24 protein-coding genes are annotated in these 26,477 nt (G+C 54.8%); 10 read left to right on the forward strand and 14 right to left on the reverse strand.

Annotated features, from left to right (window positions below; genetic code table 11):
• Positions 1 to 19: 19 nt before the first annotated feature.
• Genes hprK through rpoN form a run of 4 tightly spaced genes read right to left on the reverse strand, consistent with a single transcriptional unit; the run spans position 20 to position 3,482 of the window.
• Complete coding sequence (gene hprK / locus AB1598_12840) at positions 20 to 943, reverse strand: HPr(Ser) kinase/phosphatase (protein ID MEW6145894.1); 924 nt, start codon at positions 941 to 943, stop codon at positions 20 to 22.
• On the reverse strand, positions 930 to 1,391 hold the full coding sequence (locus tag AB1598_12845) for a PTS sugar transporter subunit IIA (GenBank protein MEW6145895.1): 462 nt from the start codon (positions 1,389 to 1,391) through the stop codon (positions 930 to 932). Before AB1598_12845 ends, hprK begins: the two co-directional genes overlap by 14 nt.
• A 17-nt stretch (positions 1,392 to 1,408) precedes the next feature.
• Complete coding sequence (gene raiA, locus AB1598_12850) at positions 1,409 to 1,960, reverse strand: ribosome-associated translation inhibitor RaiA (GenBank protein ID MEW6145896.1); 552 nt, start codon at positions 1,958 to 1,960, stop codon at positions 1,409 to 1,411.
• Positions 1,923 to 3,482 carry an RNA polymerase factor sigma-54 gene (rpoN, locus tag AB1598_12855; protein MEW6145897.1) on the reverse strand — a complete coding sequence of 520 codons (1,560 nt, stop codon included), beginning with the start codon at positions 3,480 to 3,482 and terminating at the stop codon, positions 1,923 to 1,925. The genes raiA and rpoN overlap by 38 nt, the downstream gene beginning before the upstream one ends.
• A 207-nt stretch (positions 3,483 to 3,689) precedes the next feature.
• Here rpoN and AB1598_12860 point away from each other — a divergent pair, with 207 nt between their 5' ends.
• Positions 3,690 to 3,914, forward strand: a complete 225-nt coding sequence (locus AB1598_12860; protein ID MEW6145898.1) for a DUF2905 domain-containing protein — start codon at positions 3,690 to 3,692, stop codon at positions 3,912 to 3,914.
• A gap of 13 nt (positions 3,915 to 3,927) precedes the next feature.
• Here AB1598_12860 and leuD read toward each other — a convergent pair whose 3' ends face one another.
• The 3 genes from leuD to eno form a co-directional block, all read right to left on the reverse strand.
• Complete coding sequence (leuD, locus tag AB1598_12865) at positions 3,928 to 4,551, reverse strand: 3-isopropylmalate dehydratase small subunit (protein MEW6145899.1); 624 nt, start codon at positions 4,549 to 4,551, stop codon at positions 3,928 to 3,930.
• 13 nt (positions 4,552 to 4,564) lie between these two features.
• The gene (leuC, locus tag AB1598_12870) at positions 4,565 to 5,989 is read right to left on the reverse strand and encodes a 3-isopropylmalate dehydratase large subunit (GenBank protein MEW6145900.1); all 1,425 of its coding nucleotides are present in this window, start codon (positions 5,987 to 5,989) and stop codon (positions 4,565 to 4,567) included.
• 155 nt (positions 5,990 to 6,144) lie between these two features.
• Positions 6,145 to 7,416: a phosphopyruvate hydratase gene (gene eno / locus AB1598_12875; GenBank protein MEW6145901.1), complete on the reverse strand. Its 1,272-nt coding sequence runs from the start codon at positions 7,414 to 7,416 to the stop codon at positions 6,145 to 6,147.
• A 244-nt stretch (positions 7,417 to 7,660) separates the two neighbouring features.
• On the opposite strand from eno, the gene AB1598_12880 reads away from it, so the two are divergent.
• Entirely contained in the window at positions 7,661 to 9,529 is a 1,869-nt protein-coding gene (locus AB1598_12880; protein ID MEW6145902.1) for a hypothetical protein, read from the forward strand.
• A 27-nt stretch (positions 9,530 to 9,556) separates the two neighbouring features.
• Here AB1598_12880 and AB1598_12885 read toward each other — a convergent pair whose 3' ends face one another.
• The 4 genes from AB1598_12885 to AB1598_12900 are packed head-to-tail and all read right to left on the reverse strand — an operon-like array spanning position 9,557 to position 13,858.
• Positions 9,557 to 10,759, reverse strand: a complete 1,203-nt coding sequence (locus AB1598_12885; GenBank protein ID MEW6145903.1) for an ABC transporter permease — start codon at positions 10,757 to 10,759, stop codon at positions 9,557 to 9,559.
• Positions 10,756 to 11,481 carry an ABC transporter ATP-binding protein gene (locus AB1598_12890; protein MEW6145904.1) on the reverse strand — a complete coding sequence of 242 codons (726 nt, stop codon included), beginning with the start codon at positions 11,479 to 11,481 and terminating at the stop codon, positions 10,756 to 10,758. Before AB1598_12890 ends, AB1598_12885 begins: the two co-directional genes overlap by 4 nt.
• A gap of 3 nt (positions 11,482 to 11,484) precedes the next feature.
• Positions 11,485 to 12,633 carry an efflux RND transporter periplasmic adaptor subunit gene (locus AB1598_12895; protein ID MEW6145905.1) on the reverse strand — a complete coding sequence of 383 codons (1,149 nt, stop codon included), beginning with the start codon at positions 12,631 to 12,633 and terminating at the stop codon, positions 11,485 to 11,487.
• A complete protein-coding gene (locus AB1598_12900; GenBank protein MEW6145906.1) occupies positions 12,617 to 13,858 on the reverse strand; it encodes a TolC family protein in 1,242 nt (413 codons plus the stop codon). The genes AB1598_12895 and AB1598_12900 overlap by 17 nt, the downstream gene beginning before the upstream one ends.
• Before the next feature lie 97 nt (positions 13,859 to 13,955).
• Here AB1598_12900 and hemW point away from each other — a divergent pair, with 97 nt between their 5' ends.
• Positions 13,956 to 15,110 carry a radical SAM family heme chaperone HemW gene (gene hemW, locus AB1598_12905; GenBank protein MEW6145907.1) on the forward strand — a complete coding sequence of 385 codons (1,155 nt, stop codon included), beginning with the start codon at positions 13,956 to 13,958 and terminating at the stop codon, positions 15,108 to 15,110.
• On the opposite strand, the gene AB1598_12910 is transcribed toward hemW, so the two are convergent.
• Both AB1598_12910 and AB1598_12915 read right to left on the reverse strand, forming a co-directional pair.
• Positions 15,104 to 15,571 (reverse strand): hypothetical protein, encoded by a 468-nt coding sequence (locus tag AB1598_12910; protein MEW6145908.1) that lies wholly within the window; start codon positions 15,569 to 15,571, stop codon positions 15,104 to 15,106. The genes hemW and AB1598_12910 overlap by 7 nt on opposite strands.
• A 46-nt stretch (positions 15,572 to 15,617) precedes the next feature.
• Positions 15,618 to 16,031: a secondary thiamine-phosphate synthase enzyme YjbQ gene (locus AB1598_12915; GenBank protein MEW6145909.1), complete on the reverse strand. Its 414-nt coding sequence runs from the start codon at positions 16,029 to 16,031 to the stop codon at positions 15,618 to 15,620.
• Between the two features lie 60 nt (positions 16,032 to 16,091).
• Here AB1598_12915 and AB1598_12920 point away from each other — a divergent pair, with 60 nt between their 5' ends.
• From AB1598_12920 to AB1598_12935, 4 genes are all read left to right on the forward strand, one after another.
• A complete protein-coding gene (locus tag AB1598_12920) occupies positions 16,092 to 16,391 on the forward strand; it encodes an MTH1187 family thiamine-binding protein (protein MEW6145910.1) in 300 nt (99 codons plus the stop codon).
• Between the two features lie 709 nt (positions 16,392 to 17,100).
• Positions 17,101 to 18,204 (forward strand): DNA-processing protein DprA, encoded by a 1,104-nt coding sequence (gene dprA / locus AB1598_12925; GenBank protein ID MEW6145911.1) that lies wholly within the window; start codon positions 17,101 to 17,103, stop codon positions 18,202 to 18,204.
• A 170-nt stretch (positions 18,205 to 18,374) separates the two neighbouring features.
• Positions 18,375 to 19,058: a response regulator transcription factor gene (locus AB1598_12930; GenBank protein MEW6145912.1), complete on the forward strand. Its 684-nt coding sequence runs from the start codon at positions 18,375 to 18,377 to the stop codon at positions 19,056 to 19,058.
• A gap of 163 nt (positions 19,059 to 19,221) precedes the next feature.
• On the forward strand, positions 19,222 to 20,526 hold the full coding sequence (locus AB1598_12935; protein ID MEW6145913.1) for a UDP-glucose/GDP-mannose dehydrogenase family protein: 1,305 nt from the start codon (positions 19,222 to 19,224) through the stop codon (positions 20,524 to 20,526).
• Here the strand turns inward: AB1598_12935 and AB1598_12940 are convergent.
• A complete protein-coding gene (locus AB1598_12940; GenBank protein MEW6145914.1) occupies positions 20,523 to 21,131 on the reverse strand; it encodes a response regulator transcription factor in 609 nt (202 codons plus the stop codon). The two genes, AB1598_12935 and AB1598_12940, sit on opposite strands and share 4 nt — an antisense overlap.
• Before the next feature lie 421 nt (positions 21,132 to 21,552).
• On the opposite strand from AB1598_12940, the gene topA reads away from it, so the two are divergent.
• The 3 genes from topA to AB1598_12955 all read left to right on the forward strand — a co-directional run bounded on the left by topA (position 21,553) and on the right by AB1598_12955 (position 26,446).
• Positions 21,553 to 23,832, forward strand: a complete 2,280-nt coding sequence (topA, locus tag AB1598_12945; protein MEW6145915.1) for a type I DNA topoisomerase — start codon at positions 21,553 to 21,555, stop codon at positions 23,830 to 23,832.
• A gap of 91 nt (positions 23,833 to 23,923) precedes the next feature.
• Positions 23,924 to 24,991 carry a flavodoxin-dependent (E)-4-hydroxy-3-methylbut-2-enyl-diphosphate synthase gene (gene ispG / locus AB1598_12950; protein MEW6145916.1) on the forward strand — a complete coding sequence of 356 codons (1,068 nt, stop codon included), beginning with the start codon at positions 23,924 to 23,926 and terminating at the stop codon, positions 24,989 to 24,991.
• A 399-nt stretch (positions 24,992 to 25,390) separates the two neighbouring features.
• A complete protein-coding gene (locus AB1598_12955) occupies positions 25,391 to 26,446 on the forward strand; it encodes a PA0069 family radical SAM protein (GenBank protein MEW6145917.1) in 1,056 nt (351 codons plus the stop codon).
• The last annotated feature ends 31 nt before the right edge of the window (positions 26,447 to 26,477 follow it).

The raw sequence follows: 26,477 nt of genomic DNA on the forward strand, positions 1-26,477 counted from the left end.
TTGGGCGGCGTGCCGATGTTCAAGTGTCAAAACTGCGGGGCGAGTGTACGCCGCTCATTTTCAGCAATTGGTTTCGTGCCGCTACTTCTATTATGGTAGCCGTGTTCCTGCCGGGGCTTACGGGAATGACCAGATGGGGGAGTTGTACGCCGAGGATGCTGTAGCTGCCGGTTTCGATCCCGAGCCTGTCGTATTCCGTGCCCGGATCCCACTGAACAAGCTCTATAACCATGTCGATCTCTCTCTTGTCCATGACCGATGTCGTCCCGAACAGGTCCTTTATATTAATTATACCTACACCTCTCACTTCCATAAGGTGTTTGATGCGTTCGGGCCCGTTTCCGACAAGCTTCGATATCCCGACTTTTCTTATCTCGACGATATCGTCAGAGATGAGTTTAGAACCTCTGTTTATTAAGTCAAGAGCACACTCGCTTTTACCTATACCGCTCTTTCCGAGTATCAAAACCCCGAGCCTGTGTATGTCCATAAGCACCCCGTGGACGGTCGCAAAAGGGGCGAGCCTCACCTCCAGTATCTCCTGGAGGAGCGATATAAGCTTGCCTGTATAGAGCTTGGTCGTAAAAAGAGGGATGTCCCTCCTGTTGCAGGACGCTTTGAGCGCCTCGTCGGGCTCGAGCTCTTTTGAAATTATGAAGCAGGGGACGTTCTGGAACGAGAGGCTCTTGGTCACGCTCTCTTTTTCGCCCCCCTTGAGCCTTTCGAAGTAAGCTATCTCGGTTTTGCCGAGTATCTGGATCGTGCCTTCTTCGAGCTTCAGGTCGGGGTCCAGAAGTTTCAATCCCGGCTTCTGTATCCTGTCCGAGTATATCTCGCGTGAGAGCCCCTTCCGGCCCGCTATCAGCTCTATCTGGAGTTCTTCGCCCCAGGTCTTGAGGAGCTCCTCGACCCTGAGCGTCGCCACGTTTTCAGAGTTTCGCATCTTCCATGATTATGGAGTCGTATATCTCGTCCTGTGTTTCAAGCGTCATAAGCTTCGCGCGGAGCTCCGGGTTCTTGAATATCCTGGAGATCCTCGCTAAAAGCTGGATATGAGCTCCTATGGAGGTCTCGGGGGCGACGAGAATGATAAAGAGGTGAGTCAGCTTAGCGTCGAGCGAGTCGTAGTCTATGCCCTCTATGCTTCTCCCGAACCCCGCTATGATGCCCGATATGCCGCTCAGCTTGGCATGGGGTATCGCGACGCCCGAGTCCACGGCGGTGCTGCAGAGCCTTTCCCTTTCCATCAGCACTTCGATCAGCTTCTCGTCATTGATATTGGGGTAGGCGGATGCCAGATTCTCCGTGAGCTCCCTGATCACGTCCGGCTTGGATCTGGATTGAAGGTTGGGAATGACTGTTTTTCGTTCCAGCACATCGGAGATTTTCATTGTGTCGCTTGCCGGTTTCAGGGTTCAATTAAGGTTATCTGTCCCTTTCCGTCGATGTAGAGCACGTTCATATCGTTCGAGGCGCTGTTCCGGAAGGTGACGAAGTTCGCGTCCGACACCCGGAGCTGGAGCGATGCCTCTTCAACCGTCATGGGTTTTTCTGGCAGCTTGCGGACCCTTATATTGGTCAGGCTTCCGGCACCTCTTTCGGGAGCCGTGCCCGCGCCAGCGGCGCCTTCCTTGTTCTTCGCCCCGATCCTTCTCTTGGACTTTTTCTTCTTGTCCGTCTCTTTCTTGAGCTGCTTGATGATGATGTCGAGCGCGCTGTCGATCGCGGTGTACATGTCGGTCGTTTCGAAAGAGCTCGCGGCCTTGAGATTCTTGCTGCTTATGGATATCTCCGCCGTGTCCCTGAACTTCTCCGCCGACAGTACGAAACTCACGTCGCAGGGGTCGTCTCCTGATTTCAGGTACCTTTCTATCCTCTTTGATTTCTTGACGGCGTAAGATTTAAGCTTTTCGGGGTCCTGATTATTGTTTATATGTCTCGTCGTTACTCTTACTCTCATTTCTTTTTTTCCCTTTTTGCGAGGCTCTGGCTGAAGAAGATGGTATTTTAAGGGTTTTTCTATATTTTGCAACAGTTCTCCGCGCGACTATTACGTTCCTTCTCTCGAGTATTTTGGAAATATCCTCGTCCGAATACGGACTCTCCGGCAGCTCCTCAGCCACTATCTCTCTTATCATCGACTTCACTCTTTCGAAGGAAACCTCCTTGCCGTGGGAGGTTTCGATTTTTCTCGAAAAGAGTGATTTCAGCTCTATCGTCCCCTGCGGCGTCTGTATGTATCTCCGGCTCGTAATGCGGCTCACAGTGGATTCGTGGACGCCCACCGACTGCGCGACGTCCTTCAGGATGAGCGGCTTTATATAGTCCTTGCCGTGCTCGAAGAAGTCCCTCTGCACTTCGACGATCTTGGCTATGATTTTCTTTACGGCGGCTTCCCGCTCCTCGAGACATTTCATTATCCTCTGGGCGGCCTCTATCTTTTCCTTTAGGAAAAGCTTCGCTTCGGGCGGGAGGCTTTTTTCCTTCTTCAAGAGGTTCCTGTAGTAGCTGCTGATCCTCACCTTCGGGAAATCCCGGTTCAGCTGCACCTGGAGCTCGTTGCCGACCTTATAAACATAGAAATCGGGGATTATATATTTTTCGGGGTCCTTCTCGTAATAGGGCCTCCCGGGCTTGGGCTCCAGCGTGGATATGACCATGAGCGCTTCCTTGACGTCCTCGGCCGGGCATCCGAGACTCTCTGCGATCTCGAACAGGTCTTTCTGGTCGAGGTCTTCGAGATGGTTTTCGATGAGCTTAAGCACCGTGCAGTTTTCCGTGTATCCGAGGTCGAGCGCCTGGATCCTCAGGCATTCCTTGAGGTCTCTCGAACATACGCCCGTCGGGTCGAATGACGTCTGGATCCGCGTTAAGACGTCCGTGATCCTGTTTATCAGCTCAGGGTCGGGTTTCGGCGGTTCGTTCCCCGCGCTGTTGTCTCCGGTTTCGGAAACGGCGTCCTCAGCCTGCGGGACCGGCTCCGGGCCCGCAAGATAGAGCGTCCCTATCTCCTCGACGCCTATGTCGAGGTACCCGTCCTCGTTCGTGTTCCCGATTATGATCGAGCCTATATGCTTCTCTTCCGGGGTGAAATCCGAGACTTCCAGCTGCCAGGTCAGGTGTTCCGTGAGCGAATCGGGCGAGCTTATCCTGTTCTCCCAAGCCTGCTCCTCCTCGCCCTCGTCGTTGTACTGTCTCGAGGAATAATGCGGCATATCGCTCGACTCGCCGCCGAACAGCCGGCTGTCCCCGGTTATACCGAGATCGATCGATTCTTCCGATGAGCCGTTCTCGCCTTTCTCTTTTACTTCTTCCGCTTCCTCGAGTGTGGGGTTTTCAATGAGCTGCTCTTCGAGATAGTCCTTCAGCTCGAGCGTCGTCATCTGTATCAGCTTCAGGAACAGCTGAAGCTCCTGGGTCAATATGAGGCGCTGCTGAAGCACCTGCCTCTGGGACGTGGTCTGGCTGAGATTAGTGCTCATAACCCGCTCTTGCAAAACAAGTTAGAATCCCCCATCAAATTCTATGCCAATTCGTTTATATTCTACAAGCTTATAACCTATTTGTCTAAAATGCCAGCGATTTTTAAGAGAGGCGTGCGGGGTTAACCACGGGTTACGCTCTTTACATAGGCCCGGCAGCCCCGGGCGGGTATAATTTAATTCTGAAATATAGAGAGGAATTTGAGAATGGAATTTCAGGGACTGGGAAAGCTGATAATTATTCTGGGGATATCTCTCGTTGTTATCGGGCTCCTGATAACCTTCGCACCCAAGATACCGGTAATAGGCAAGCTGCCGGGAGATTTTTACTTCAGGCGCGGAAACACCTCATTCTATTTTCCCCTCGCTACTTCGATACTCATAAGCGTCATAATCTCGATTATCCTGAGCGTCATATTCCGGGGCAGGTAGGCGGGGCACCTTTTCAGTGGGGCTCAGCCGGTATCGCCCACTTCCGCCTTTTGGACATGAGAGCCTCGTAAGCACTTATTTTGTCCTCGTTATGGAGCGTAAGCGCGATATCGTCCAGGCCCTCGAGGAGTGTTTTCTTCTTGAAGGGATCTATGTCGAACTTGGCTTTCCAGCCGTCCTCTCCCTCCATGCTCTGGGTTTCGAGATCGACCGTGAGTGTGTAGCCTTTCTCCGCGTTCACCCTCGAGAAGAGCTCTTCTACGAGCTCCTCACTCAGCACTATGGGGAGTATGGCGTTCTTGAAACAGTTATTGTAGAAAATGTCGGCGAAGGAAGGGGCTATGATCACCTGGAAGCCGTATTCCCTGAGCGCCCAGGGGGCGTGCTCCCTGGAGCTGCCGCTCCCGAAGTTGTGTCCCGTGAGCAATATGTTGGCTCCTTTCAGATGCTCCCTGTTAAGCTCGAATTCGGGGTTGAGGCTGCCGTCCTCTTTATACCGCCAGTCGAAGAAAAGAAACTCCCCGAACCCGGTCCTCTCTATCCTTTTTAAAAACTGCTTCGGAATTATCTGGTCGGTGTCCACGTTCATCCTGTCGAGCGGGGCGACGATCCCCGTAACTTTCCTGAGCGGTTCCATGTTCTCTCCCTTTTTAAATTTCCTTCTGTAAGTCCCATTCCCTTACGTCTACGAAGTGGCCTTCTATCGCCGCGGCCGCGGCCATTATCGGGCTGACAAGATGCGTCCTCCCCCCTTTGCCCTGGCGTCCCTCGAAGTTCCTGTTGGACGTGCTCGCGCACCTCTCGCCGGGCTCAAGTATGTCGGGGTTCATGCCGAGACACATGCTGCACCCCGATTCCCTCCATTCGAACCCCGCCTCCTTGAATATCTTGTCGAGGCCGATCTTCTCCGCCTGGAGCTTTACGAGCTGTGAGCCCGGCACCACCATGGCTCTCACCGTGGGGGATACCTTCCTGCCTTTTACTATTTTTGCCGCCTCCGTCAGGTCCTGTATCCTCGAATTCGTGCAGGAGCCTATGAAGACCCTGTCGACCTTTATGTCCTGTATGGGGGTCCTGGGCTTGAGCCCCATGTATTCGAGCGCGCTCTCAGTCGCTTTGCGGTCGTTCTCGTTATCGATTGCGCCCGGATCGGGCACTATGCCCGTCACGTCCGTGACCATTCCTGGGTTCGTGCCCCAGCTCACCTGGGGAGCCATTCTCGAGGCGTCGAGCGTGATGGATTTATCGAATTTCGCCCCATCGTCCGTCCTGAGCTTCCTCCATTCGGCGACCGCTTCATCGAACTCCCTTCCCTTGGGGGCGTATCTCCGTCCTTTTATGTATTCGAATGTCTTCTCGTCGGGCGCGATCATTCCCGCCCTCGCGCCTGCCTCGATCGACATATTGCATATTGTCATCCTTTCTTCCATAGTCAGGGCCTCTATGGCGGGCCCGCGGTACTCCACGACTGTCCCCGTGGCCCCCGCCGTTCCGATATGCCCGATGATGCTCAGTATTATGTCCTTGGCCGTCACGCCGTAGCCGCGCGCGCCCGTCACCTTGACCTCGAATTCCCTGGGCAGGCTCTGCCTCAGGCACTGGGTCGCAAGCACGTGCTCGACCTCGCTCGTGCCTATCCCGAATGCGAGAGAGCCGAAAGCCCCGTGTGTGGACGTATGGCTGTCGCCGCACACGATCGTCAGACCCGGCTTGGTCAGCCCGAGCTCGGGGCCGATCACATGCACTATGCCCTGCATCTCGCTGTTTATTTTGAGACCGAAGAGCGTGATGCCGAATTCCTCGCAGTTCCTGACCAATACCTCAATCTGCTGCGCCGATATAGGGTCCTCTATCGGCAGCGCCCTGTTCGTGGTCGGCACGTTGTGGTCCATCGTGGCGTACGTGAGGTCGGGCCTCCTGACCTTTCTCCCGGAAAGCCTGAGCCCCTCGAACGCCTGGGGCGAGGTGACCTCGTGAACGAGGTGGAGGTCGATGTAAAGAAGTGTAGGCTTCCCCGGCTCCTCGTCCACCACGTGCGCTTCCCAAATCTTTTTAAAAAGTGTCTTTTCAGGCATTACCTTTCCCTCTCCGGATTTGACAGTAGAACTAAATTATACATGATAGAAAGTACTTATGCATGGCGCGTCCCCAATGATCCCCGTTTATACAGGTGAAATATAAGTACTAATTCCCGATAATCAATACCGGTTTGACCTCGCAGCGCCCGGTCTCAGACCTTAAATGCCGATCTGCCCGGGTATACGGCTTCGCTCCCTAGCTCCTCTTCAATCCTGAGGAGGCGGTTGTATTTGGCTATCCTGTCGCTCCTAGACGCGGAGCCCGTCTTTATCTGCCCCGAGTTCGTTGCGACCGCTATATCGGCGATCGTCGAATCTTCGGTCTCCCCCGAGCGGTGCGAGATTATATAGGTGTAGCCCGCCTTCTCGGCCGTCCTGATAGCGTCGAGCGTCTCGGTGAGCGACCCTATCTGGTTCACCTTTACCAGTATCGAGTTCGCGGCTTTTTCCTTTATTCCTCTCTCGAGCCTCTTGGTATTTGTTACGAAGAGGTCGTCCCCGACGATCTGCACCTTCTGGCCGAGCTCTTTCGTGATCATGCGCCAGCCTTCCCAGTCGTCTTCCGCGAGGGGGTCTTCTATCGATATTATAGGGTAGCGCTTCACCCACTCGCCGTAGAGCTCAATCAACTTTTCCTTGCCGAGCTTCCTGCCTTCCACTGTATATTTGCCGTTCTCGTAAAATTCGCTCGACGCCACGTCTAATGCGAGCGCTATCCCCGTGCCGGTCTTGTAGCCCGCTCTTACGATCGCCTCCGATATGCACTCGACCGCTTCCTCGTTCGATTTGAGTGAGGGGGCGAATCCTCCTTCGTCGCCGACGGACGTCGAATAGCCTTTCTTCTTCAGTATGGATTTCAGGTTATGGAATACCTCTACGCCCGCCCTTATGGCTTCCCGGAAGCTCCTGAATCCGAGCGGCACTATCATGAACTCCTGGAAATCGAGGTTGTTGTCGGCGTGCGCCCCCCCGTTGACAATGTTCATCAGGGGCACAGGGAGGGTATTGGCCGTAATGCCGCCCAGGTACCTGTAAAGGGGTATGCGGAGGGAGTCCGAAGCGGCCCTCGCCGCAGCGAGCGAAACGCCGAGTATAGCGTTCGCCCCGAGCTTCGATTTATTGGGCGTGCCGTCGAGCTCGATCATGAGCCCGTCAATCGTGCCTTGCGACGATACATCGAGCCCTGCGAGCTTAGGCGCTATGACCCTGTTCACGTTCTTTACGGCTTTCTCGACGCCCTTTCCCAGGTACCTCTTGTTATCGTTGTCCCTGAGCTCGATCGCTTCGTGCTCGCCCGTGGAAGCCCCCGAAGGGACTGCGGCCCTTCCGAATGAGCCGTCATCGCATAGAATATCCACCTCGATCGTAGGGTTCCCCCTCGAGTCCAGAATTTCTCTCGCTTTAACAGAAGCTATTGTAGACACTCTATAATCCTCCGGAAGGTTCGAATATAGGCTAAGGGAAATTACCACAGGAGTCGGTTCCTATCAAATCGGTAAATTTTATCGGTTATTATTAATGCAGCGTTCCCGCGGGACTCACGTGAGGAATACGGTAATTCACAAGACACTGCGTTCAGGCGGACGAGTTTATTCTTTTTGTTGGAAATATGCAGCAGGTTCGGTAAAATTCTGTGATTTAAAAATAATTCTCCAAGGAAAAAAACTTATGACGCTTGCTCGTAAATTGAAATCGATTTATATATGCGCATGCATTTCTCTTATAGCACTTCTAATTTCATGCGCCGTCGGCGACGACAAAACGCCCGGGACTATATCCGACCTCACATCGGAGGAGATCACGAGGCTCCTCAGCTGGACAGCCCCGGGAGATAACGGGAACAGCGGGACTGTGACCATTTACTTCCCGAGGTTCTACAGCGACGAGCAGGTAGCCGAAATACTGGGCGTCCCCAATCTGGACGGCGTGCCTTTTGCCGAGATCCAGGACGCGGTCATAGACAACTTCAAGGACGCGACCCAGGTCCCCGACTTCCAGGTGCCTCAGCCCGCGGGGAGCGCCGAGAGCTTCCTTTCGCCGAGGCTCGATATCACGGGGGACACGAGATACTTCTATTCGATACGCAGCAACGACGAGACGGGCGGCTCCTCGCAGCCGTCGAACGTGGTCGAGCTTTCGACGCCGCTTCAGAACGTGAGATACGTGAGCAGCGAGCCCGGGAGCTGCATCGGGCAATCTGTCGCGGCGGGGAATTACGACGGCGAGCTCGTAACGCAGAACGTATGCATAATCGATGATGACGACAACTTTTGCGGCGGCGGCGGCCTCGATACGGATATTAACGACATCGCTATCGGGGACCCGTGTCTGGGAATGGTCTATATATTCTTCGGCCAGAACGACCTCACTGAAAACGGAAGCACTACCATAGACGTCGCCGACGCCGACGTCACGATCATCGGAAACGCGTCTGACAGCTTCGGCGCCTCTTTAGCCACGACGAACGATTTCACGGGCGACAGCCAGGCGCAGGAGCTCATAATAGGCGCGCCTGATTTCAACGGAGGCACCGGAAAGGTATACATCGTTCTCGGCAGCAGGCAGATTCCGTCAGTCATAGACCTGGTGAACGGCAGCGAAGACCATTACGAGATAGTCGGAGAGAACCCCGGGGACAACTTCGGTTTTTCGGTCGCTCAGGGAAGCGGAGTGACGAACGGGAGGGGCGTGTTCATAGTAGGCGCCCCGTTTTACAGCTCCGAGACCGGAAGGGTATACGTGTTTAAGGGCGGCGACCTGGAGAAGAACGTAGAGGTCCCCGCTACGAACGCGAAAGCCATATTCACGGGACAGCAGGCGGGAGGGCTCTTCGGTTTCGATATCTCTCTCCTCGGCCGTATCGACAATAACGGCTCCGATGAGTTCGGGGTAGGGGCTCCCGAGATCGGGAAGGCGTATATTATTTTCGGTAAGTCCAACCTCCAGAGCAAAGACCTGGCGACCGACACCACAGACGTCCTTATACTGGAAGGGAGCGCAGCGGACGGCTTCGGCACGAGCATTTCAGGCAACGGGGACATAGACGAGGACGGCTTCGGTACGGACGACGTGATTGTAGGCGCTCCTGGAACGAACTCCGATACGGGCTCGGTGTTCCTCTATTCGGGCGAGGCGCTTGAGGCCAACCTCAAAGACGGCACGACGCCTGTAGTCGAGACTGAGTTTACGGGTTTGAACCCGGGAGACCTGTTCGGCACGTCGATAAGCGTGTTCCCCTTCCTCACTCCGGAATTGATAGAGGAGCAGAGGAACACTGCCATAGTGCTTGAATACAAAGTGACCAATGCGGATTTCGGGGTAGGGGCGCCCGGCGTTCCGAACGGCGCCGTGTACATATTTTTTGGTGAGGACGATTTTCCCGACATGGTCTCGGCAAACCAGGCGAACATCACCCTCGCTGGTCAGGACGGCGATACCGACTTCGGGAGCGTCGTTGAGAACCTCGAGGACGTGAACGGCGACCAGCAGGACGATTTCTCGGTCGGCGGCGCGGGATTCATCGACGTCTACTATTAGAACTCAGGCTCCGGCGAGCGGGGTTTCCTACTCGTATCTGAGCGCCTCGATGGGGTCTAGCTTCGACGCCTTCCGCGCTGGATAGATACCGAAAAATATTCCTATCAGAGCTGCGAAGAAGAAAGAGATCAGGATCGATTCGGGCGATATAACGGTTTTCCAGCCTGTGACTGAAGACGCTATCTTCGATCCCAGGACGCCCGCCGCGATGCCTATCACGCCCCCCGTGAGCGAAAGCAGCACCGCCTCTATCAGGAACTGCATCATTATATCCTTTTCCTTGGCCCCGACAGCCATCCTTATCCCTATCTCCTTCGTCCTCTCGCCTACTGATACGAGCATGATGTTCATTATGCCGATGCCGCCCACGACGAGCGAGATCGATGCTATGCTCCCCAGGAGCACCGTCATGATGTTCGAGATAGCGAATATCCTGTCGATCACGCCCATCTGCGACCTTATATAAAAGTTGTCCTCCGCGTTTTTATCCAGCTTGTGCCTTTCCCTGAGAACTGACCTTATACGGGATTCAGCGGCCGGTATATCGTCAGGCGAACCGACTGCGACGGATATTGTTTCGAGCGTATCCGTACCGAGTATCCTTTTCTGGAACGTCGTATAAGGGATGAGCGCCACATCGTCCTGGTCCCTGCCGCCTGAGGTCTGTCCGAGCGGGCTCATCACCCCTATCACCCTGAACGAATTCTTCCCTATCCTGACCGTCTGCCCGACCGGGTCCCTGTACCCGAAGAGGTTCGACACGACCGTCTTACCGAGCACGCAGACGTTCTCCGTCTTCGATACGTCCTCGTTGTTGAAGAACACCCCGGATTCCGGATACCAGTCGTTTATGTATACGAAATCGGGGCTCGTGCCCACTACCACCGTGAACCAGTTCCTGTTCCCCCACACAACCTGCTCTGGTGCGTCCACCATAGGGGAGACGTACTTCACGATATCGATACCCCTTATAGCGTCCGCGTCGGCCGCGGTGAGGTCGATTGCGTTTTCCTGCACCCCGACGCCGCGCTTGCCTGGGTTTACGAACAGAGACTTTCCGCCGAGGCTCGTAAGCTGCTCCTCGATCATCCTGTTCGCCCCCTGCGTGAGGGAAACCAGGGATATTACGGCGGCGACCCCGATGATGATGCCGAGTGTCGTAAGGATCGACCTTATCTTGTTTGATTTTATGGCCCTCGAAGAGACCCTGAGCGCTGCCTGGAAGTTCATGTATGCCTGGTCGACGCGGCCCTCGCGCCGCTTTTGTCTTTTCTCTTTTCCTCGATTATGGAGCCGTCCTTGAATACGATTGCCCGCTCCGCGTACTCGGCTATATCGTGCTCGTGCGTGATTATAATGATCGTCTTGCCCTGCTCGTTGAGAGATTTGAATATCTCCATTATCTCCCGGCTCATGGATGTGTCGAGGTTCCCCGTGGGCTCGTCGGCGAGTATTATGCTCGGGTCGTTAACTATCGCCCTGGCGATAGCGACGCGCTGCTGCTGCCCGCCGGATAGCTGGGACGGGTAATGCTTCTCCCTGCCGCTGAGCCCCACGCGCTCGAGCGCCTCGTAGGCGAGCTTCGCCCTCGTCCGGGCTGGTGAGTCGTTGTATATCATGGGAAGCTCCACGTTCTCGGCCGCGGTCGTCCTCGCAAGGAGGTTGAAGCTCTGGAATACGAACCCTATCTTCCTGTTCCTGATCTCTGCGAGCTCGTCCCTGCCCAGCTCCGAGACCTTCCCGCCGTCGAGGTAATAATCACCGCTCGTCGGCTTGTCGAGGCAGCCGATTATGTTCATGAACGTGCTTTTGCCTGAGCCCGAGGCACCCATTATCGAGACGAACTCTCCTTCCCCGATGTCCACCGAAACGCCCCTTAATGCGTGGACATCCGTGTCCCCGAGCTTATAGATTTTGTGTATGCCTCTCGTGACGATGACGTTCCCGCCCATCCGTCAGAATCTCCTCGGCTGAGGGAGGTATGACGAGCTTCCGTTCGATTTCGAGCCGGTTACGGCCTCTATTATCACCTTCTGCCCTTCCCTGAGGTCCCCGTCCAGTATCTCGGTGTAGATATCGTCGCTGACCCCGGTCTTTACGGGGAGCGCCCCGATCTGGCCGTTCCTTAGCGTTATCCATACGTACGAATTGTCCGAGAGCTCGTCGGGCCTCTCCTTTATATCGGCCGAAGACGGCGGGATGAACCTGAGCGCCGCCGTGGGCACGCGGAGAACGTCCTTCTTATCGGCTACGACTATCTTCACCTCGGCCGTCATCCCCGGTTTCAGCTTCATCTCCTCGTTCCCGGTCTCAACGACGACGTTATACGTGACGACGTTGTTGGTCACTATAGGCTCGTTCCTCACCTGCGATACCGTCCCCTCGAACGTCTCTCCCGGATAGGCGTCCACCTTGAAATAGGCCTTCTGGCCCGGCACTAGCTTGCCTATATCGGCCTCGCTCACCTTCGTATCTATCTTCATGTCTTTCAAATCGTTCGATATCACGAATAGCGCTTTCCCTCCGGGGGCGACGGTCTCGCCCGCGTTCACGCTCCTCGAAAGCACTATTCCGTCAATGGGAGACCTTATTACCGTATTCTCCAGATTGGTTCTGGCGATCTCGAGTGCGACCTTCGACTGATCGAAAGCGGCCAGCGCCGATGAGTATTTCGACTGCGAGTCGTCGAATTCCTCTTTGGGTATTAGTCTCTTTTCGTAGAGCTCCTTGTTCGCCTTCCAGAGGGAGCTCGCGATGCCGAAGTCGGCCTCCGCTTTCTTCATGGCGGCCTGGGCGCTTTTGAGCTCGATCTCGAGCGGCGCCGGGTTTATCTCCGCGAGCGGGTCTCCCGTCTTCACTTCCGAGTTGAAGTCGGCGAGGATGTTGCTCACGGCGCCTTCGACCTGCGTCCCGACGCCGACCGTCGTGAGTGGGTTTAGCGTCCCGGTCGCGGTGATGAGTGATATCACGTCGTCCCTGTCCGCTTCCGCCGTCCTGTATGTGATGCGGGAATCGTTCCCGCCCAGGAACCTCGGCACGAGGTAGATTCCCGCTAACAGGATCACGACGAGTCCGGCGACAGTCTTCTTATTTATCAGCTTCATCAGTTCCGCCTACGGCGCGCTCGAGCTTCGCGGCCGTTATATTATAATTGTAAATAGCCTGCATGTATGCCGCGTTGCTCGACGAGTAGAGGGCTTCGGCCTCTGCGAGCTCGAGCTCGGACGCCCTTTCGAGCCTGTACCGTTCCTGCGCGAGGAGGAAGCTCCTCTCGGCGGACTCCCTCGTCTTCTCGGTTATCTGTATATTCTGCTGCGCGAGATCGAGATCGAGCCTCAGCTGCTTCACCTCTGCCGCGATTTCTACCTTCGCCGTTTCCATCTCGGCCTGGGACCGCATGAGCTTCGCCTTCGCGTCCTGTACGTTCGCGAACCTGGAGAAACCGTCGAATATTGGGAGCTGAAACCCTACACCCGCTATGAATCCCGGCGTCTCCGCCCCTTCCCCCTTGAATCTGTAAGCCGTCCTTCCGAAGAGCAGCGGATAAAACTCCTTCTTCGTCGCCGCGAGGTTCGCCTTCATCGAGGCCTCCTGCGCCTTGAGGCTCTTTATCTCGGGTCTCGTTTCGAGAGCCCGGTCTATCGAGTCTTCGAGGCTTATATCCTTTTTTTCGTACACGGTCGTATCGACGAGCTCGAAATTAAATTCGCCCTCCATGCCCATCGCGGCCATGAGGCTGTCCTCCGCGATCTCGAGGTCGTTCCTCGCCGCGGCGAGCTCCATCTTCGCATTTCCGAGGCTGACCTCCTCCTTCGTCACCTCTATCTGCGAGACCCTGCCCGCTTTATAAAACCCCTCCGCGCGCTCGAAACGTCTCTCCGCTTCCGCCACCTTTTTTCCCCGCGCCTCCGTAATATGCATCTGGGAGAGGACGCCGTAGTAGCTGACTATGGTGTTGAGCTCGATATCCTCCCTCGTCGTCTCCCTGTCGTATTTTGCGGACTCGAGCTGGGCCTTGCCCGACTTCACCTTGTTCGAGGTGCGCCCGAAGTCCCATATCATCTGGTCGAGGAAGAAACCGGACTCCCTGCCGACGAAAGGCACTATGATCCTCGTATAAATGTCGGGATAATAGGGGGCCTGCATGTTCCTCACGAAAGCCTTCGATATCTCGATGTTAGCGTCCGAGACCGTAATTCCGGGGTTATTTTCGAGTGCTATGCCGACCGCCTCCTCGAGGGACAGGACCTTTTTCTCCTGAGACAGTGCGGGGCTGAGCCCTGAGAGAACTAACAGTAAGACTATAAGTCTTGCGCCTATCGGCTTCATATCATACCCTTATTTATGCAATAATATGACGCTAAAACATATCCGTTGCAATCCCCCCGCTGTTGCGGCGTCCCCCCGGCTCCCGTAAAATACCGTAATGGCCTTCGGAATCTATATACATATACCCTACTGCGTCAAGAAATGCCCCTACTGCGATTTCAATTCCTGGGGCGTCAGGGGGAGCCTTCCCGAGGAGGAGTATACGGAGTCTATACTCCGGGAGATAGATCTCTACAGAAGCGAAATCGAGGGACGCGGGTGCGATACGATTTTCTTCGGGGGAGGGACACCTTCTATTTTCGAGCCGAAAAGCATAGGGAGAATAATCTCTAAAATTTACGAGGTAACCGATCCCGGGCGTGATATCGAGGCAACCCTCGAGGTAAACCCGAAGACGGCCGACTCGAATAAGCTCACGGGATTCCGCGGGGCCGGTGTGAACAGGATTAGCGTCGGCGTCCAGTCCTTTTCCCAAAGGAAGCTCCGGTTCCTCGGCAGGATCAACACCCCTGAGGACGGCAGGCGTATACTCGACGACGTGCGGAGGGCGGGCTTCGGGAACTATAACTTCGACCTCATGTACGGCACCGGAGGAGAGACACTCGAGGAATGGCGGGGCGACCTCGAGGAAGCGGTCCGTTTCGGGTCGACCCACTTGTCTGCCTACTGTCTCACCATAGAGGACGGCACGGAGTTCGGCGCGCTCTTCAAAAAGGGGAAGCTGCTTCTGCCGGAAGAGGACGCGCTTTCGGAATTCATAAGCTATACGACGGCGTTCCTGGGCGATGCGGGTTACGGTCAGTACGAGATATCGAACTACGCGAGGCCGGGTTTCGAGTGCAGGCATAACCTCCTTTACTGGAAGGGGCAGGACTACATCGGGCTCGGCGCGGGCGCGCATTCCCACATGAAGACGGAGGGGTTCCCGTGGGGCCGTAGATGGGCGAACGTGAGGAACCCGGCTTCGTATATGAAAGCCGCAGGCGAGGGAAGAAAACCCCTCGACTTCACTGAAGAGCTTTCCAGGGAAGAGGCCGTTGAAGACAGTATCATAATGGGTTTCAGGCTGAACGAGGGCATAAATGTGAGCAGCTTGATCAGCAGATACGGCGTTGCGCCCGACGCAGGACGGATCGAGTCGTTAAGAGAAGACGGTTTTATCGAGCTGTCGGACGATAGAATAAGGCTAACAAGGAAGGGCACTTTACTATCCGATGAGATTATAGTGAGATTGGTAAGCTCGCTTCAGTAACCGGGATTCTTTTTCTTGAGTAGATGCTTTTTGCCGCCCGCAGTAATAAAATACTCTTTTCCCCCCTTCTCCGCATGTTTCATAAGCTCGTAGTATGCCGGCCTCGTGAGCCTCGCTTCGTACCTCTTGTTTTTCACCTTCGCGTAGGGGACGTTGCCGGCTGTGAGCCGGAGCGAGCCTAAATCAAGGACCTCTTCGGTCTCGTCGTTGAGTCTGAGGATAAATTCATCTCCGCGCCTGTAAACCATCTTCACGACGTATGGCGTGTCCTCCACCTCCACGTAGAGCCTCCCGCTCCCCTCGTCTACGAAGAATCTCCCGTCCTCGTCCGTATCGAGGAGACTGTTGTTGTAGAGGTAGGTCCCCCTGTGCCTTATCCTTATCCCGTCCTGGAACCAGTTCCCGTTCTTGTCTATGAAGAACCTGTATTCCGTGTCCCCGCTCTTGCGATTCCCGTCCATGCGTATTTATTATAACGGAGCTTACCGGGCAATCCCCGAACGCCCCTCATTCGCCCATGACCTTCACGATGACCCTCTTCCTCCTCCCCCCGTCGAACTCCGCGTAAAACACCCTCTGCCAGGGGCCGAGGTCGAGCTCCCCCTTTGTAACGGGGAGTATGACCTGGTGATGCATTATGAGGTTCTTCAGGTGCGCGTCCCCGTTGTCCTCGCCGGTCCTGTGGTGCCTGTAGTCACGGCGGTAAGGGGCGAGCCCTTCGAGCCATTCCCATATGTCCTCTATCAGCCCGTCCTCGAGGTCGTTCACGTAAACGGCCGCAGTTATATGCATGGCGGATACGAGCGCAAACCCCTCCCGCACTCCGCTCCTCCTTACTATATCGCTTACTATATCGGTTATATGCACCATCTCCCTCTTCTCCGCAGTATTGAACCACAGGTACTCGGTCAGGCTTTTCATATCGTCCTCCTCCGTATGTTGTATTATATGATTGTAAACCGGTCTTGGAGAGATACGAATATGATAATAGAGCTGAGCGTAATCCCCATAGGCGTCGGCGCCTCGCTCTCCGAATACGTCGCCCTGGTGATGAGGGTTATAGAGTCGAGCGGCCTCAGATACGAATCCCATTCCATGGGGACGAATATAGAATGCGAATGGGAGGATATAACCCCTCTCGTAAGGAAATGCCACGAGGCGTTGAGGTCGAAAGGTGTCGAGCGCATAAGCACTACTGTAAGGATAAGCGAGAGGACGGACAAGCCCTATACGATGGAGGGGAAGATGAAAAGCCTCGGCGAGAAGCTCAAGTATGACTAAATCGTTCATTTGTAAACTTCTTGTCATCCTGAACCATGTCCTGGATTTGATCCGGGATTGTTTCAGCATCTCGTCTCTTTTTTTTAATTCCCTCCCCCTCTGTAGGAGGGGGGAGGGCTAGGGTGGGGGTGTACCTCAATTCAATAAAATAAACCAAATCCGTTTGTCCGCCCTGTCCCCCGAAGCTTTAACGAAGGGGGAAGCTTGTCGAAGCATGAACGGGTTAACATCCTTTAAAGTCAGTCATCCTGAACCATGTCCTGAACCTTGTCCCGGACTCCGATCCGAGATCGTTTCAGGATCTCATATTTTGTCTTTTTATTTCCCCCTTAGAAAAAGGGGGACTAAGGGGGATTTAGTTTTAACCCCTTCGTCCTGAGCTTGTCGAAGGACGGATTATTTTTCTGTCATTGCAACGGTTCTGAGCGTGCGCAAGAACCGGTCGGTACTGGCTGATTATAGAAGAGCAACTGTACTTAGAAACGATATAATATAAATTCCAACCTCCGGAGGAGCCGCGGCAATCTCATCCTTTTAAGTCAGTCATCCTGAACCATGTCCTGAACCTTGTCCCGGACTCCGATCCGGGATCGTTTCAGGATCATTTCAGGATCTCGTTTTTAAACTCTCCGGATATAATTCCCCGGAGCATGCCCCCGGCGCGCCGCATCCTTGCCCCTCTCCCCATTTGCGGTTAATACTTTCCTTCATGCAGGACGACGCAAGGTACTGGATTGCACTCAGCTTCGTAAACGGGATCGGGGACGTCTATATCAAAAACCTCTTTACCAGGTTCCCCAAGGTCGAAGACATATTTAAAGCTTCAGCGAAAAGACTCTCCGAGGTGGAAGGCTTAGGCGAGAAGGCCGTTCAGGCGATCAAGAGCTTTGACGAATGGGAAAAGGTCGATCATGAGGTCGAGAGGATAAAGAAGTCGGGATACGAGTTCATCACACTCGGCGACCCCGGTTATCCCGAGGAGCTCCTCCGGATCTACAACCCACCTCCCTTCCTTTTCGCGAAGGGCAGCCTCATGCCGCGCGACAGGATATCGATTGCGATAGTCGGGACGAGGGTTCCCGACAGGTACGGGCGTACCGTCACGGAGGCCCTCTCGGGGGAGCTCGCCGCTCTGGGCGTGACCATAGTGAGCGGGATGGCGCGCGGAATAGACTCGATCGCGCAGCAGGAGGCCTTGAGGAGGGGAGGGCGCACGATAGCGGTCCTGGGCTCTGGCGTCGACGTCGTCTACCCGCCCGAGAACACGAAGCTCTACAGGGATATTTCCGGAAGCGGAGCCGTTCTCTCCGAATTCCTCATAGGCACCCCGCCCCTCGCCCAGAACTTCCCGAGGCGGAACCGCATCATAAGCGGCTTATCCCTGGGCGTCGTGGTCGTGCAGGCGTCCGACAAGAGCGGCTCCCTCATAAGCGCCTCCTTCGCGCTCGACCAGAATAAAGAAGTATTCGCCGTTCCCGGGAACGTGGACAGGAAGCTCTCGAGGGGGACCAACTGGCTTATCAAAAGGGGTGCCACGCTCGTAGAGACGGTGGACGATATAATAAACGAGATCGAGGTCTTAAGGGATCTGAAGGGTTGCGGTTCGCCGGAAGTCCTCGAAAGCCTCATCTTGTCTCTATCGGACAAGGAGAAGGCCGTGTATTCGGTTCTCGGCGGCGAGCCCGTGCACATAGATGATATAATCAGACTTTCCGGGCTCGAACCCTCAAGCGTCCTATCGCTTTTGCTTTCGCTCGAGCTGAACGGTTATATATCACAACAGCCGGGCAAGCTTTTCCTGAGAAAGCTCTGAATTCGCACCGTCTTACTTTAGTCCTAAGCTTTTTATAACCAAAGTATGTTGACATTTTAAGACTTTGGTATTGTAATTATATTAAATTCTCAAGCGTTATTAACCGGTCCGCCGCAATCGTGAGGGTGCGGTCCGGCTGGCGGATCGGGTTTTTGGGACGGAAGGAGAGCATGTCTCAGCCGAAAGCGGTGTCTAATAACGGCACGGAGCCGATAAGGACTATAGTCGCCTGCCATTTCCCTCTTCTGAGGGAAGGCATATCGAAGATACTGGAAGACGACCCGGGGATCGATGTAGTCGCAAAGGTCTCTAACCTCATCGACCTGATCCAGTCCTGCGAAGAGCACGTATTCGATATACTGCTGCTTGACGTCGACCTCCGCGGCCTTAACCTCGCGAGGATATTGAGTCTCATTAAAAAGAACAAGGTCGCGAAGGTGATCCTGATAATAGACAACGACTATAACGAGAACCTGCTCATAAACGCGATAAGGTCGGGGGTGAGGGGCTACCTCGTAAAAGACACCGATTCCAGGCACCTGATAAAATCGGTCGCCGCCGTCCACAGCGGCGAGCTCTGGGTGGAAAGGAAGCTCATGGGCAAGGTGCTCGACGGCTCCGCGTATCCCGCCAAGACCGTACGGGGCAAGGGGGAGATATACGACCTCACCGAGACGGAGATAAAAATCATCAAGCTCGTGCTCAACGGCTACACTAACAAGGATGTGGCCGACGAGCTTTACATAAGCGAGAAGACGGTGAAGTTCCACCTCTATAAAGTGTTCAAGAAGCTCAAGGTGAAGAACAGGTCGGAACTCATATTATTCGGCTTCCGCCACGGGCTCGTCAGTTAAATAATCGAGTGTCATAAACACGGCATGCGGGTCTCTTGGGGCGCTCGTCCTTGATTAAGTCCGAAATTGGTACTAAATTAAATCTCTCTGCTTTGGACGAGAAATCAACTCCGGGTAAATCGTCAATGAAATCAATCCCGTCATCGGGTATGGAGCATACAGCATGAATCTGAGCGTGATCGGCACAGGCTACGTAGGTCTAGTCACCGGCGCATGCCTCGCAGGGAGCGGCAACAACGTAATATGCGTGGATATAGACGAGAACAAGGTAAAGAGCCTCAAGAAGGGTCATGTTCCCTTTTACGAGCCCGGCCTCGAAGAGATAGTAAAAAAGAACTTCAAGGAAAAGCGCCTCCATTTTACGACCGACATAGGGCATGCGGTCAGGAATTCTTTTATCGTACTGATAGCCGTCGGGACCCCTCCCAATCACGACGGCTCGGCGAACATGGATGCGGTGCTGAGCGCCGCGAGGTCGATCGGGGAGCACATGGACGATTACAAGATAATAGTTACGAAGAGCACCGTGCCGGTCGGGACTACGGAGATGGTCCGCGACGAGATAAGGAAAATGACCTCCATCGAGTTCGACGTGGCGTCCAACCCCGAGTTCCTCAAGGAAGGCGACGCGGTAGAGGACTTCATGAAGCCCGACAGGGTTATCATAGGCGTCGACAAGCCTTCCGTGGGTGGGATTCTGAAGGAGCTCTACTCGCCCTTCATGCGCTCGGGCGACAGGGCCATAGCGGTATCCATAAGGTCCTCCGAGCTTGCGAAATACACGGCTAACGCCATGTTGGCAACGCGCATCTCGTTTATGAACGACATCGCAAATCTTTGCGAGCTCGTAGGGGCCGATATATCCGAGATAAGGGCGGCTATCGGCTCAGACGGCAGGATAGGCCGCCACTTCCTCTTTCCCGGGATAGGCTACGGCGGTTCCTGCTTCCCCAAGGACGTAAAGGCGCTCGTAAGCATGGCGAAGGGGCTCGGCTACGACCTCAAGGTCTGCAGGGCGACCGACGAGGTCAACGCGCGCCAGAGGGAGATCTTCTGGAACAAGATCGCGGGATATTACAAGGGCGGGCTCAAAGGGAAGAGGATAGGGGTCTGGGGGATATCTTTCAAGCCCGAAACGGACGACATCAGGGAAGCGCCTTCGCTTTATATTATAGACAAGCTCACCGGGGCGGGCGCTGAGGTGGTCGTCCACGACCCCGTCGCCATGGAAAACGCGAAGCTGCATTTCGGCGACAGCGTGCACTACGCCGCGTCCAACTACGACGCGTGCAAGGGGGCTCACGGGCTCGTGATAAACACCGAATGGAACGAGTACAGGCAGCCCGATTTCACGAAGATGAAAGAGATCATGAAGGACTGCGTGATATTCGACGGCAGGAACCTCTACGACCCGGCGAAGCTCGGGAATCTCGGGTTCAAATATTTCGGCGTCGGCATGGGCAACTAGATACCCATCTCGGCGTTTTTCTTCATCCTCTTCCCGTAGAGCATGAGCTGGTATCTGTTCTGGAGGTGGAGCTTTTCGAAGATATTCGTGATGTGCGCCTTCACCGTTTTCTCGCTCACGGAAAGCTTTCCGGCAATGTCTTTATTACTTTCCCCGGCGGCGATGAGCTTGATTATCCTTGATTCCGTTTTCGTGATCCTCGAGCGTTCGGGCTCGTCTGTTTTTTTAGGGCCGGGAGCCTGACCTTCCTTGCCCCCCTTCTTTATTATCGCGACGAGCTCGGTCGATGTCGTCTCGTGGTTGACGTTGATAAGGTTAGGGGCGCTCTCTCCGCTCCTCTCTTCCTGTGTAAATTCTATCACCTTTATGTCTCCGGCCTTTATGGCGTGCGAGCGCATGAGCTTCCCGACGTCGTATGCCGATTCCCTGTTGTCGAGAAATATGAAATCCGGCCTCTCGACCTTTGCGCAGTATCTCAGCTGGCTGAGCCCCGCTCCCTCGGCGACGATTATTATCCCCGGCTCGAATTCCAGTATCTTGCGTATGCCGTTCAATATCAGCTTGGAGTCCGATATGAGGGCTATTGTGATTCCTTTCTGGGCCATAGGTTTACAAGTTGATAAATTCGCAAAAACCGTGCCGCCGGGACGGGAGCCGGCAGACAGCCCTCCGGGCGTTTTAATTTGCCTTCGAATCTCGTGTCATAACGGATGGTTAAGGAGCGGATTTGAGAAACTGAATGCGGTTTTTCAAGCGGAAATAGCGTTGCGCCTGATGGTTATAAACTTGCAAACCGGACAAATTTTAGGACAAACTAACAAATTACGTCAGGCTTCCGGGAGATGCGGCTCAGACGGGATAGGGCGTCCGGCGATCCGTGTTTCCGTGCATCGGGCATCCGTAAACCTATATTTGCATCAAATTATATTCAGGTAAAATGCCTGTATCTTTTTGGCTAAAGATTGAATCGGTTTTGTTTATGCTTAATATTGTGATAAACAGGTTAACAGGGGAAAAGGAGGATGAATGGCTAAATCTCTTGTAATAGTGGAGTCTCCCGCCAAGGCGAAGACCATCAAGAAGTTTCTCGGGAAGAGTTTCGCCGTCGAGGCTTCTTCGGGGCATCTCGTCGACCTCCCGAGCAGCAAGCTCGGCGTCGATATAGAGAACGATTTCAATCCCCACTATGTCGTCATAAAGGGCAAGAGCAAATATTTGAACCAGCTGAAGAAGGCCGCCAAGGACGCGGACAAGGTCTACCTCGCGTCAGACCCCGACAGGGAAGGCGAGGCCATAGCCTGGCACATAGCCGATAAACTGAACATAAGGAACAAATCCCACCGCGTCCTCATACACGAAATAACCGAGAACGCCGTCAAGGACTCCATAGCCCATCCGACCACTCTCAGCCAGGACAGGTTCGAAGCCCAGCAGGCGCGGAGGATCCTCGACCGCCTGGTCGGCTATCAGGTAAGTCCGATCCTGTGGAGGAAGGTCAAGAAGGGCTTGAGCGCGGGCAGGGTGCAGAGCGTGGCGCTCAGGCTCGTTGTCGACAGGGAGCGCGAGATTGAGGCCTTCAAGACGGAGGAGTACTGGACGATAGAGGCCGACCTCAAGAGGGTCAAGGATACGCCCGACTCTTCGTTCACCGCGGTGCTGTCGTCTTACGACGGTAAGAAGGCCGAAATATCCGACGAAAAACTAGCGAGCTCGATAGTCGATTCCGTAAAGAACGAAAAGTTCGTTGTACACTCGGTCGAAAGGAAGGAGAGGAAAAAGAACGCGCTGCCTCCGTTCATCACGAGCACGCTTCAGCAGGAGGCTTCCCGGAAGCTCAGGTTCTCCGTTAAAAAGACGATGACGCTCGCGCAGAAGCTCTATGAGGGCATCGATCTCGGCGAGGAGGGTCCCGTCGGGCTCATCACGTACATGAGGACCGACTCGGTGAGGATATCGGCGAACGCGCTCAACGAGGCGAGGGATATAATCAGGCAGACATACGGCGGCGAATACCTGCCCGAAAAGCCGAATACGTTCAAGGTCAAGAAATCGGCGCAGGACGCCCACGAAGCCATAAGGCCTACTTACGTTAACAAGCTCCCCGATTCCGTAAAACAATACCTCTCCGACGACGAGTTCCAGCTCTATAAGCTCATATGGCAGAGGTTCGTCGCCTCCCAGATGAACCCGATTATCTACGACCAGACGACGGTCGAGATAAAGGCCGGGAGAGGGACCTTCAGGGTGACGGGCTCGGTCGTGAAATTCCCCGGATTTTCCGCCGTATATCTCGAAGGCATGGAAGAGGAGGAGGAAGAGAAGGAAAAGGACGAAATGAAAAAGCTCCCCGAGCTCTCGAAGGGCGAAGAGCTCGACCTCCTGGATGTCAAGGGGATACAGCATTTCACGCAGCCGCCCCCGAGGTTCACCGAAAGCTCCCTAGTGAAGGAGCTCGAGGAAAAGGGCGTCGGTCGGCCTTCCACTTACGCGACCATACTCTCTACCATTATAGACCGCGAATACGTGACCAAGGAGAAGAGCAAGCTCAAGCCCACACTCCTCGGATGCTCGGTGAACGACCTCCTCGTGCAGGGCTTCCCCGAGATAATGGACGTGAAGTTCACGGCCGACATGGAGGAGAAGCTCGACAACGTGGAGGAGGGCAACGTAAACTGGGTCGAGCTTCTGAAAGGGTTCTATCAGGGGTTCTCGTCGAGACTCGACAAGGCGCAGGATACCATGAAGAGCCTAAAGAGGGACGGCATACCCACCGACATCGCGTGCGACCTCTGCGGATCGCACATGATCGTGAAATGGGGAAGGAACGGGGAGTTCTTGTCGTGCTCGCGGTACCCCGAATGCAAGAACGCGAAGGCTTTCGAGTACGACCCCGAGGGCAATATAAAGGTCGTGGAGAAGGTGCCTCCTGTGATAAGGGAAGACATAAAGTGCGACAAGTGCAGCGCCCCGATGGTCATAAAGAGGAGCAGGAGGGGCGAGTTCCTCGCGTGCACGCGCTATCCCGACTGCAAGAACGCAAAGAATTTCGAATACGACCCCGAGGGCAATATAAAAATTATAGAGAAGGCGGAGCCCGTAATAAGGGAAGACATAAAGTGCGACAAGTGCGGAAAGCCGATGGCCGTGAGGAGCGGCAGGTTCGGCAAATTCCTCGGCTGCACGGGCTATCCCAAGTGCAGGAACATCAAGGGTATCGACGAGCACGGAAACCCGGTCGACCCCAAACAGAACGGGAAAGGACAGGGCCGCAAGAAAGCAGGCGGAGATCAGGCGCTCCTCAACTGAGGCGCGCGCATCAGGAAAGCTCCGCGGCCTGTATCGACCTTCCATGTGTAACACACACGGTAATCGCGTATAATTAGATAGAATGCGGCATATGCAGAGAAACTCGAGGCGGATAAATATAGGCAGCGTCAGTGTGGGCGGAGGCGCGCCCGTCACCGTGCAGTCCATGACCAAGACCGATACGAGGGACGTCCCGGCCACGGTCGCGCAGATAAAGTCTCTCGAGAAAGCTGGGTGCGACATAGTACGCCTCGCGGTCCCCGATATGGACGCGGCTCTCGCCCTCGGAAAGATAAAAAAACGGACGAAGATACCCATTGTCTCGGACATCCATTTCGACTATAAGCTCGCGCTCGAGGCTGTCAGGCAGGGCGTGGACGGCATGAGGATAAACCCCGGCAACATCGGCGCCAGGTACAGGATAAAGGCCGTCGTCGACGCCGTCAGGGAGAGGGGGATACCCATCAGGATAGGCGTCAATTCAGGCTCCCTCGAGAAAGACATATTGAAAAAGCACGGCTCCCCGACGCCCGAAGCCCTGGCCGAGAGCGCGCTCAGGCACGTCTCGATACTCGAAGACCTCGATTTCAGAGACATCAAGATATCCGTAAAATCGACCGACGTCAGGAAGATGATAGCCGCATACCGCATACTCGCCGAGAAGACGGACTACCCGCTTCATCTGGGCGTCACCGAAGCGGGCACCTACGAGATGGGGACCATCAAGTCTTCTGTCGGCATAGGCACGCTCTTAGCCGAAGGCATAGGGGACACCATAAGGGTCTCGCTAACGGGAGACCCTGTCGACGAAATTGATGTCGGACTCAAGATACTCCGCTCCCTCGGCATGAGGCGGAACGGCATAGAGCTCATCTCGTGCCCCGGATGCGGGAGGCTCGAGATAGACCTCATGAAGTTGGTCAAGGACGTCGAGCAGAGGATTACCGGGATCGAGCTCCCGAGGCCGATAAAGATCGCCATATTGGGATGCGTCGTGAACGGCCCCGGAGAGGCCTCGGAGGCGGATATCGGCATAGCCGGCGGCCGCGGCAAGGGCATGTTATATAAGGACGGGAAGCTCGTCCGTTCTTTTAAGGAATGCGAGATCGTGGACGAGCTCGTGAAGGAGCTCGAGACCTTCGCCGAGCCGGTTAATTAAAAGCAATTCCAAAGCCTCGTTTCATTACCCGCTTTTCAAAATTAGCATCGATCTATCCCAACGCCGTTCGTCCTGCTTCTAAGCCCTCATCCTGAACTACGGTTCTGAACAAGTGCAAGAGCCGGACGCCACTGGCCGAATCCAACGATGTGACTATTCACCGCTTATCCGTTTATCAAACCAAAATATTCAGGATCTCATCTTTTTCTGTCATTTCGAGCAACGCGAGAAATCTATTATTTGCTTTTCATTTTTTATTCCCTCCTTTTGTAAAGGAGGGTCAGGGTGGATTTTTCCTTTCATTACCAAAAAAACATCCATACCAATCCCCCTCCTCATCTTTTATACTTTTTACATGAGTAATAAATTTGTCATTTCTTGCGCAGGGGGTGTGTATTCATGAGCACCCCAATAGCCGGCATAAAGGGCAGGGGCTCGGCCGAGAACCCGGGCAACAGGTTCGAGAAGATAGATTTCGAGCCCTCGGAGGAGGAAATATCGGAAGGCATTTCTCCCGAGACCGTTTTCTATAAGGACACGACGAGGTCTATCATCACCTACAACGACAGCCCCGACGTCGGATTTAACGCCGGCATTAACCCCTACCGCGGCTGCGAGCACGGATGCATCTACTGTTACGCGAGACCGACCCACGAGTTCCTGGGCCTCTCCCTCGGGCTCGATTTCGAATCGAGGATATTCGTCAAGGAAGACGCCCCCGCGCTCTTGAGAAAAGAGCTCTCCTCTCCCAAATACGTCCCCGACACTATCGCCATAAGCGGCAATACCGATTGCTACCAGCCCGCCGAGCGCCGCTTCCGCCTCACGCGCGCATGCCTCGAGGTCCTTTCCGAATTCAGGAACCCCGCGGGCATAGTGACGAAGAACCATCTCGTCACGCGCGATATAGACGTACTCAAAGGGTTTACGGAATGGGACGGCATAATGGTTGCGGTCTCGGTTACCACTCTCGACCCCGCGTTAAAGAGGGTGATGGAGCCCCGGACTTCGGAGCCGCACCTGAGGCTCCGGGCGATAGAGGAGCTTTCCCGGAACGGAATACCGGTGATAGTCATGGTCGCCCCCGTGATACCCGGTCTTACCGACCACGAGATTCCGAATATTGTTAAGAGCGCGTCCGACGCGGGCGCGAGGAGCGCCGGGTTTATAATGCTCAGGCTCCCATACGGCGTATCGGATCTATTCACCGCATGGCTCGGGAGGCACTTCCCCGATAGAAAAGAAAAGGTGCTCAACAGGATAAGGTCAGTCAGGGGCGGCAGGCTCAACAGCTCCGAGTTTTACGACAGGATGCGCGGTAAGGGCGTCTATGCCGAGCAGGCCAGGGAATTGTTTGAGGTCGCCTGCAGGAAGGCGGGGTTCGACGGATACAAGTTGAGCCTCTCTACGACACATTTCAGGAGGCCCGGTGGGACCCAGCTCGACCTCTTCTGAGCGCCCGCTTCCCTCTTCTTCTACGTATGCA

This window comes from Thermodesulfobacteriota bacterium, assembly GCA_040754335.1.
Classification (GTDB): Bacteria; Desulfobacterota_D; UBA1144; order Nemesobacterales; family UBA2774; genus 2-12-FULL-53-21.

Excerpts from the sequence above, each read along its gene's own strand:
- hprK (MEW6145894.1), bottom strand. The coding sequence starts at position 943 with ATGCGAAACTCTGAAAACGTGGCGACGCTCAGGGTCGAGGAGCTCCTC.
- AB1598_12845 (MEW6145895.1), bottom strand. The coding sequence starts at position 1,391 with ATGAAAATCTCCGATGTGCTGGAACGAAAAACAGTCATTCCCAACCTT.
- raiA (MEW6145896.1), bottom strand. The coding sequence starts at position 1,960 with ATGAGAGTAAGAGTAACGACGAGACATATAAACAATAATCAGGACCCC.
- rpoN (MEW6145897.1), bottom strand. The coding sequence starts at position 3,482 with ATGAGCACTAATCTCAGCCAGACCACGTCCCAGAGGCAGGTGCTTCAG.
- AB1598_12860 (MEW6145898.1), top strand. The coding sequence starts at position 3,690 with ATGGAATTTCAGGGACTGGGAAAGCTGATAATTATTCTGGGGATATCT.
- leuD (MEW6145899.1), bottom strand. The coding sequence starts at position 4,551 with ATGGAACCGCTCAGGAAAGTTACGGGGATCGTCGCCCCGCTCGACAGG.
- leuC (MEW6145900.1), bottom strand. The coding sequence starts at position 5,989 with ATGCCTGAAAAGACACTTTTTAAAAAGATTTGGGAAGCGCACGTGGTG.
- AB1598_12880 (MEW6145902.1), top strand. The coding sequence starts at position 7,661 with ATGACGCTTGCTCGTAAATTGAAATCGATTTATATATGCGCATGCATT.
- AB1598_12885 (MEW6145903.1), bottom strand. The coding sequence starts at position 10,759 with ATGAACTTCCAGGCAGCGCTCAGGGTCTCTTCGAGGGCCATAAAATCA.
- AB1598_12890 (MEW6145904.1), bottom strand. The coding sequence starts at position 11,481 with ATGGGCGGGAACGTCATCGTCACGAGAGGCATACACAAAATCTATAAG.
- AB1598_12895 (MEW6145905.1), bottom strand. The coding sequence starts at position 12,633 with ATGAAGCTGATAAATAAGAAGACTGTCGCCGGACTCGTCGTGATCCTG.
- AB1598_12900 (MEW6145906.1), bottom strand. The coding sequence starts at position 13,858 with ATGAAGCCGATAGGCGCAAGACTTATAGTCTTACTGTTAGTTCTCTCA.
- hemW (MEW6145907.1), top strand. The coding sequence starts at position 13,956 with ATGGCCTTCGGAATCTATATACATATACCCTACTGCGTCAAGAAATGC.
- AB1598_12910 (MEW6145908.1), bottom strand. The coding sequence starts at position 15,571 with ATGGACGGGAATCGCAAGAGCGGGGACACGGAATACAGGTTCTTCATA.
- AB1598_12915 (MEW6145909.1), bottom strand. The coding sequence starts at position 16,031 with ATGAAAAGCCTGACCGAGTACCTGTGGTTCAATACTGCGGAGAAGAGG.
- AB1598_12920 (MEW6145910.1), top strand. The coding sequence starts at position 16,092 with ATGATAATAGAGCTGAGCGTAATCCCCATAGGCGTCGGCGCCTCGCTC.
- dprA (MEW6145911.1), top strand. The coding sequence starts at position 17,101 with ATGCAGGACGACGCAAGGTACTGGATTGCACTCAGCTTCGTAAACGGG.
- AB1598_12930 (MEW6145912.1), top strand. The coding sequence starts at position 18,375 with ATGTCTCAGCCGAAAGCGGTGTCTAATAACGGCACGGAGCCGATAAGG.
- AB1598_12935 (MEW6145913.1), top strand. The coding sequence starts at position 19,222 with ATGAATCTGAGCGTGATCGGCACAGGCTACGTAGGTCTAGTCACCGGC.
- AB1598_12940 (MEW6145914.1), bottom strand. The coding sequence starts at position 21,131 with ATGGCCCAGAAAGGAATCACAATAGCCCTCATATCGGACTCCAAGCTG.
- topA (MEW6145915.1), top strand. The coding sequence starts at position 21,553 with ATGGCTAAATCTCTTGTAATAGTGGAGTCTCCCGCCAAGGCGAAGACC.
- ispG (MEW6145916.1), top strand. The coding sequence starts at position 23,924 with ATGCAGAGAAACTCGAGGCGGATAAATATAGGCAGCGTCAGTGTGGGC.
- AB1598_12955 (MEW6145917.1), top strand. The coding sequence starts at position 25,391 with ATGAGCACCCCAATAGCCGGCATAAAGGGCAGGGGCTCGGCCGAGAAC.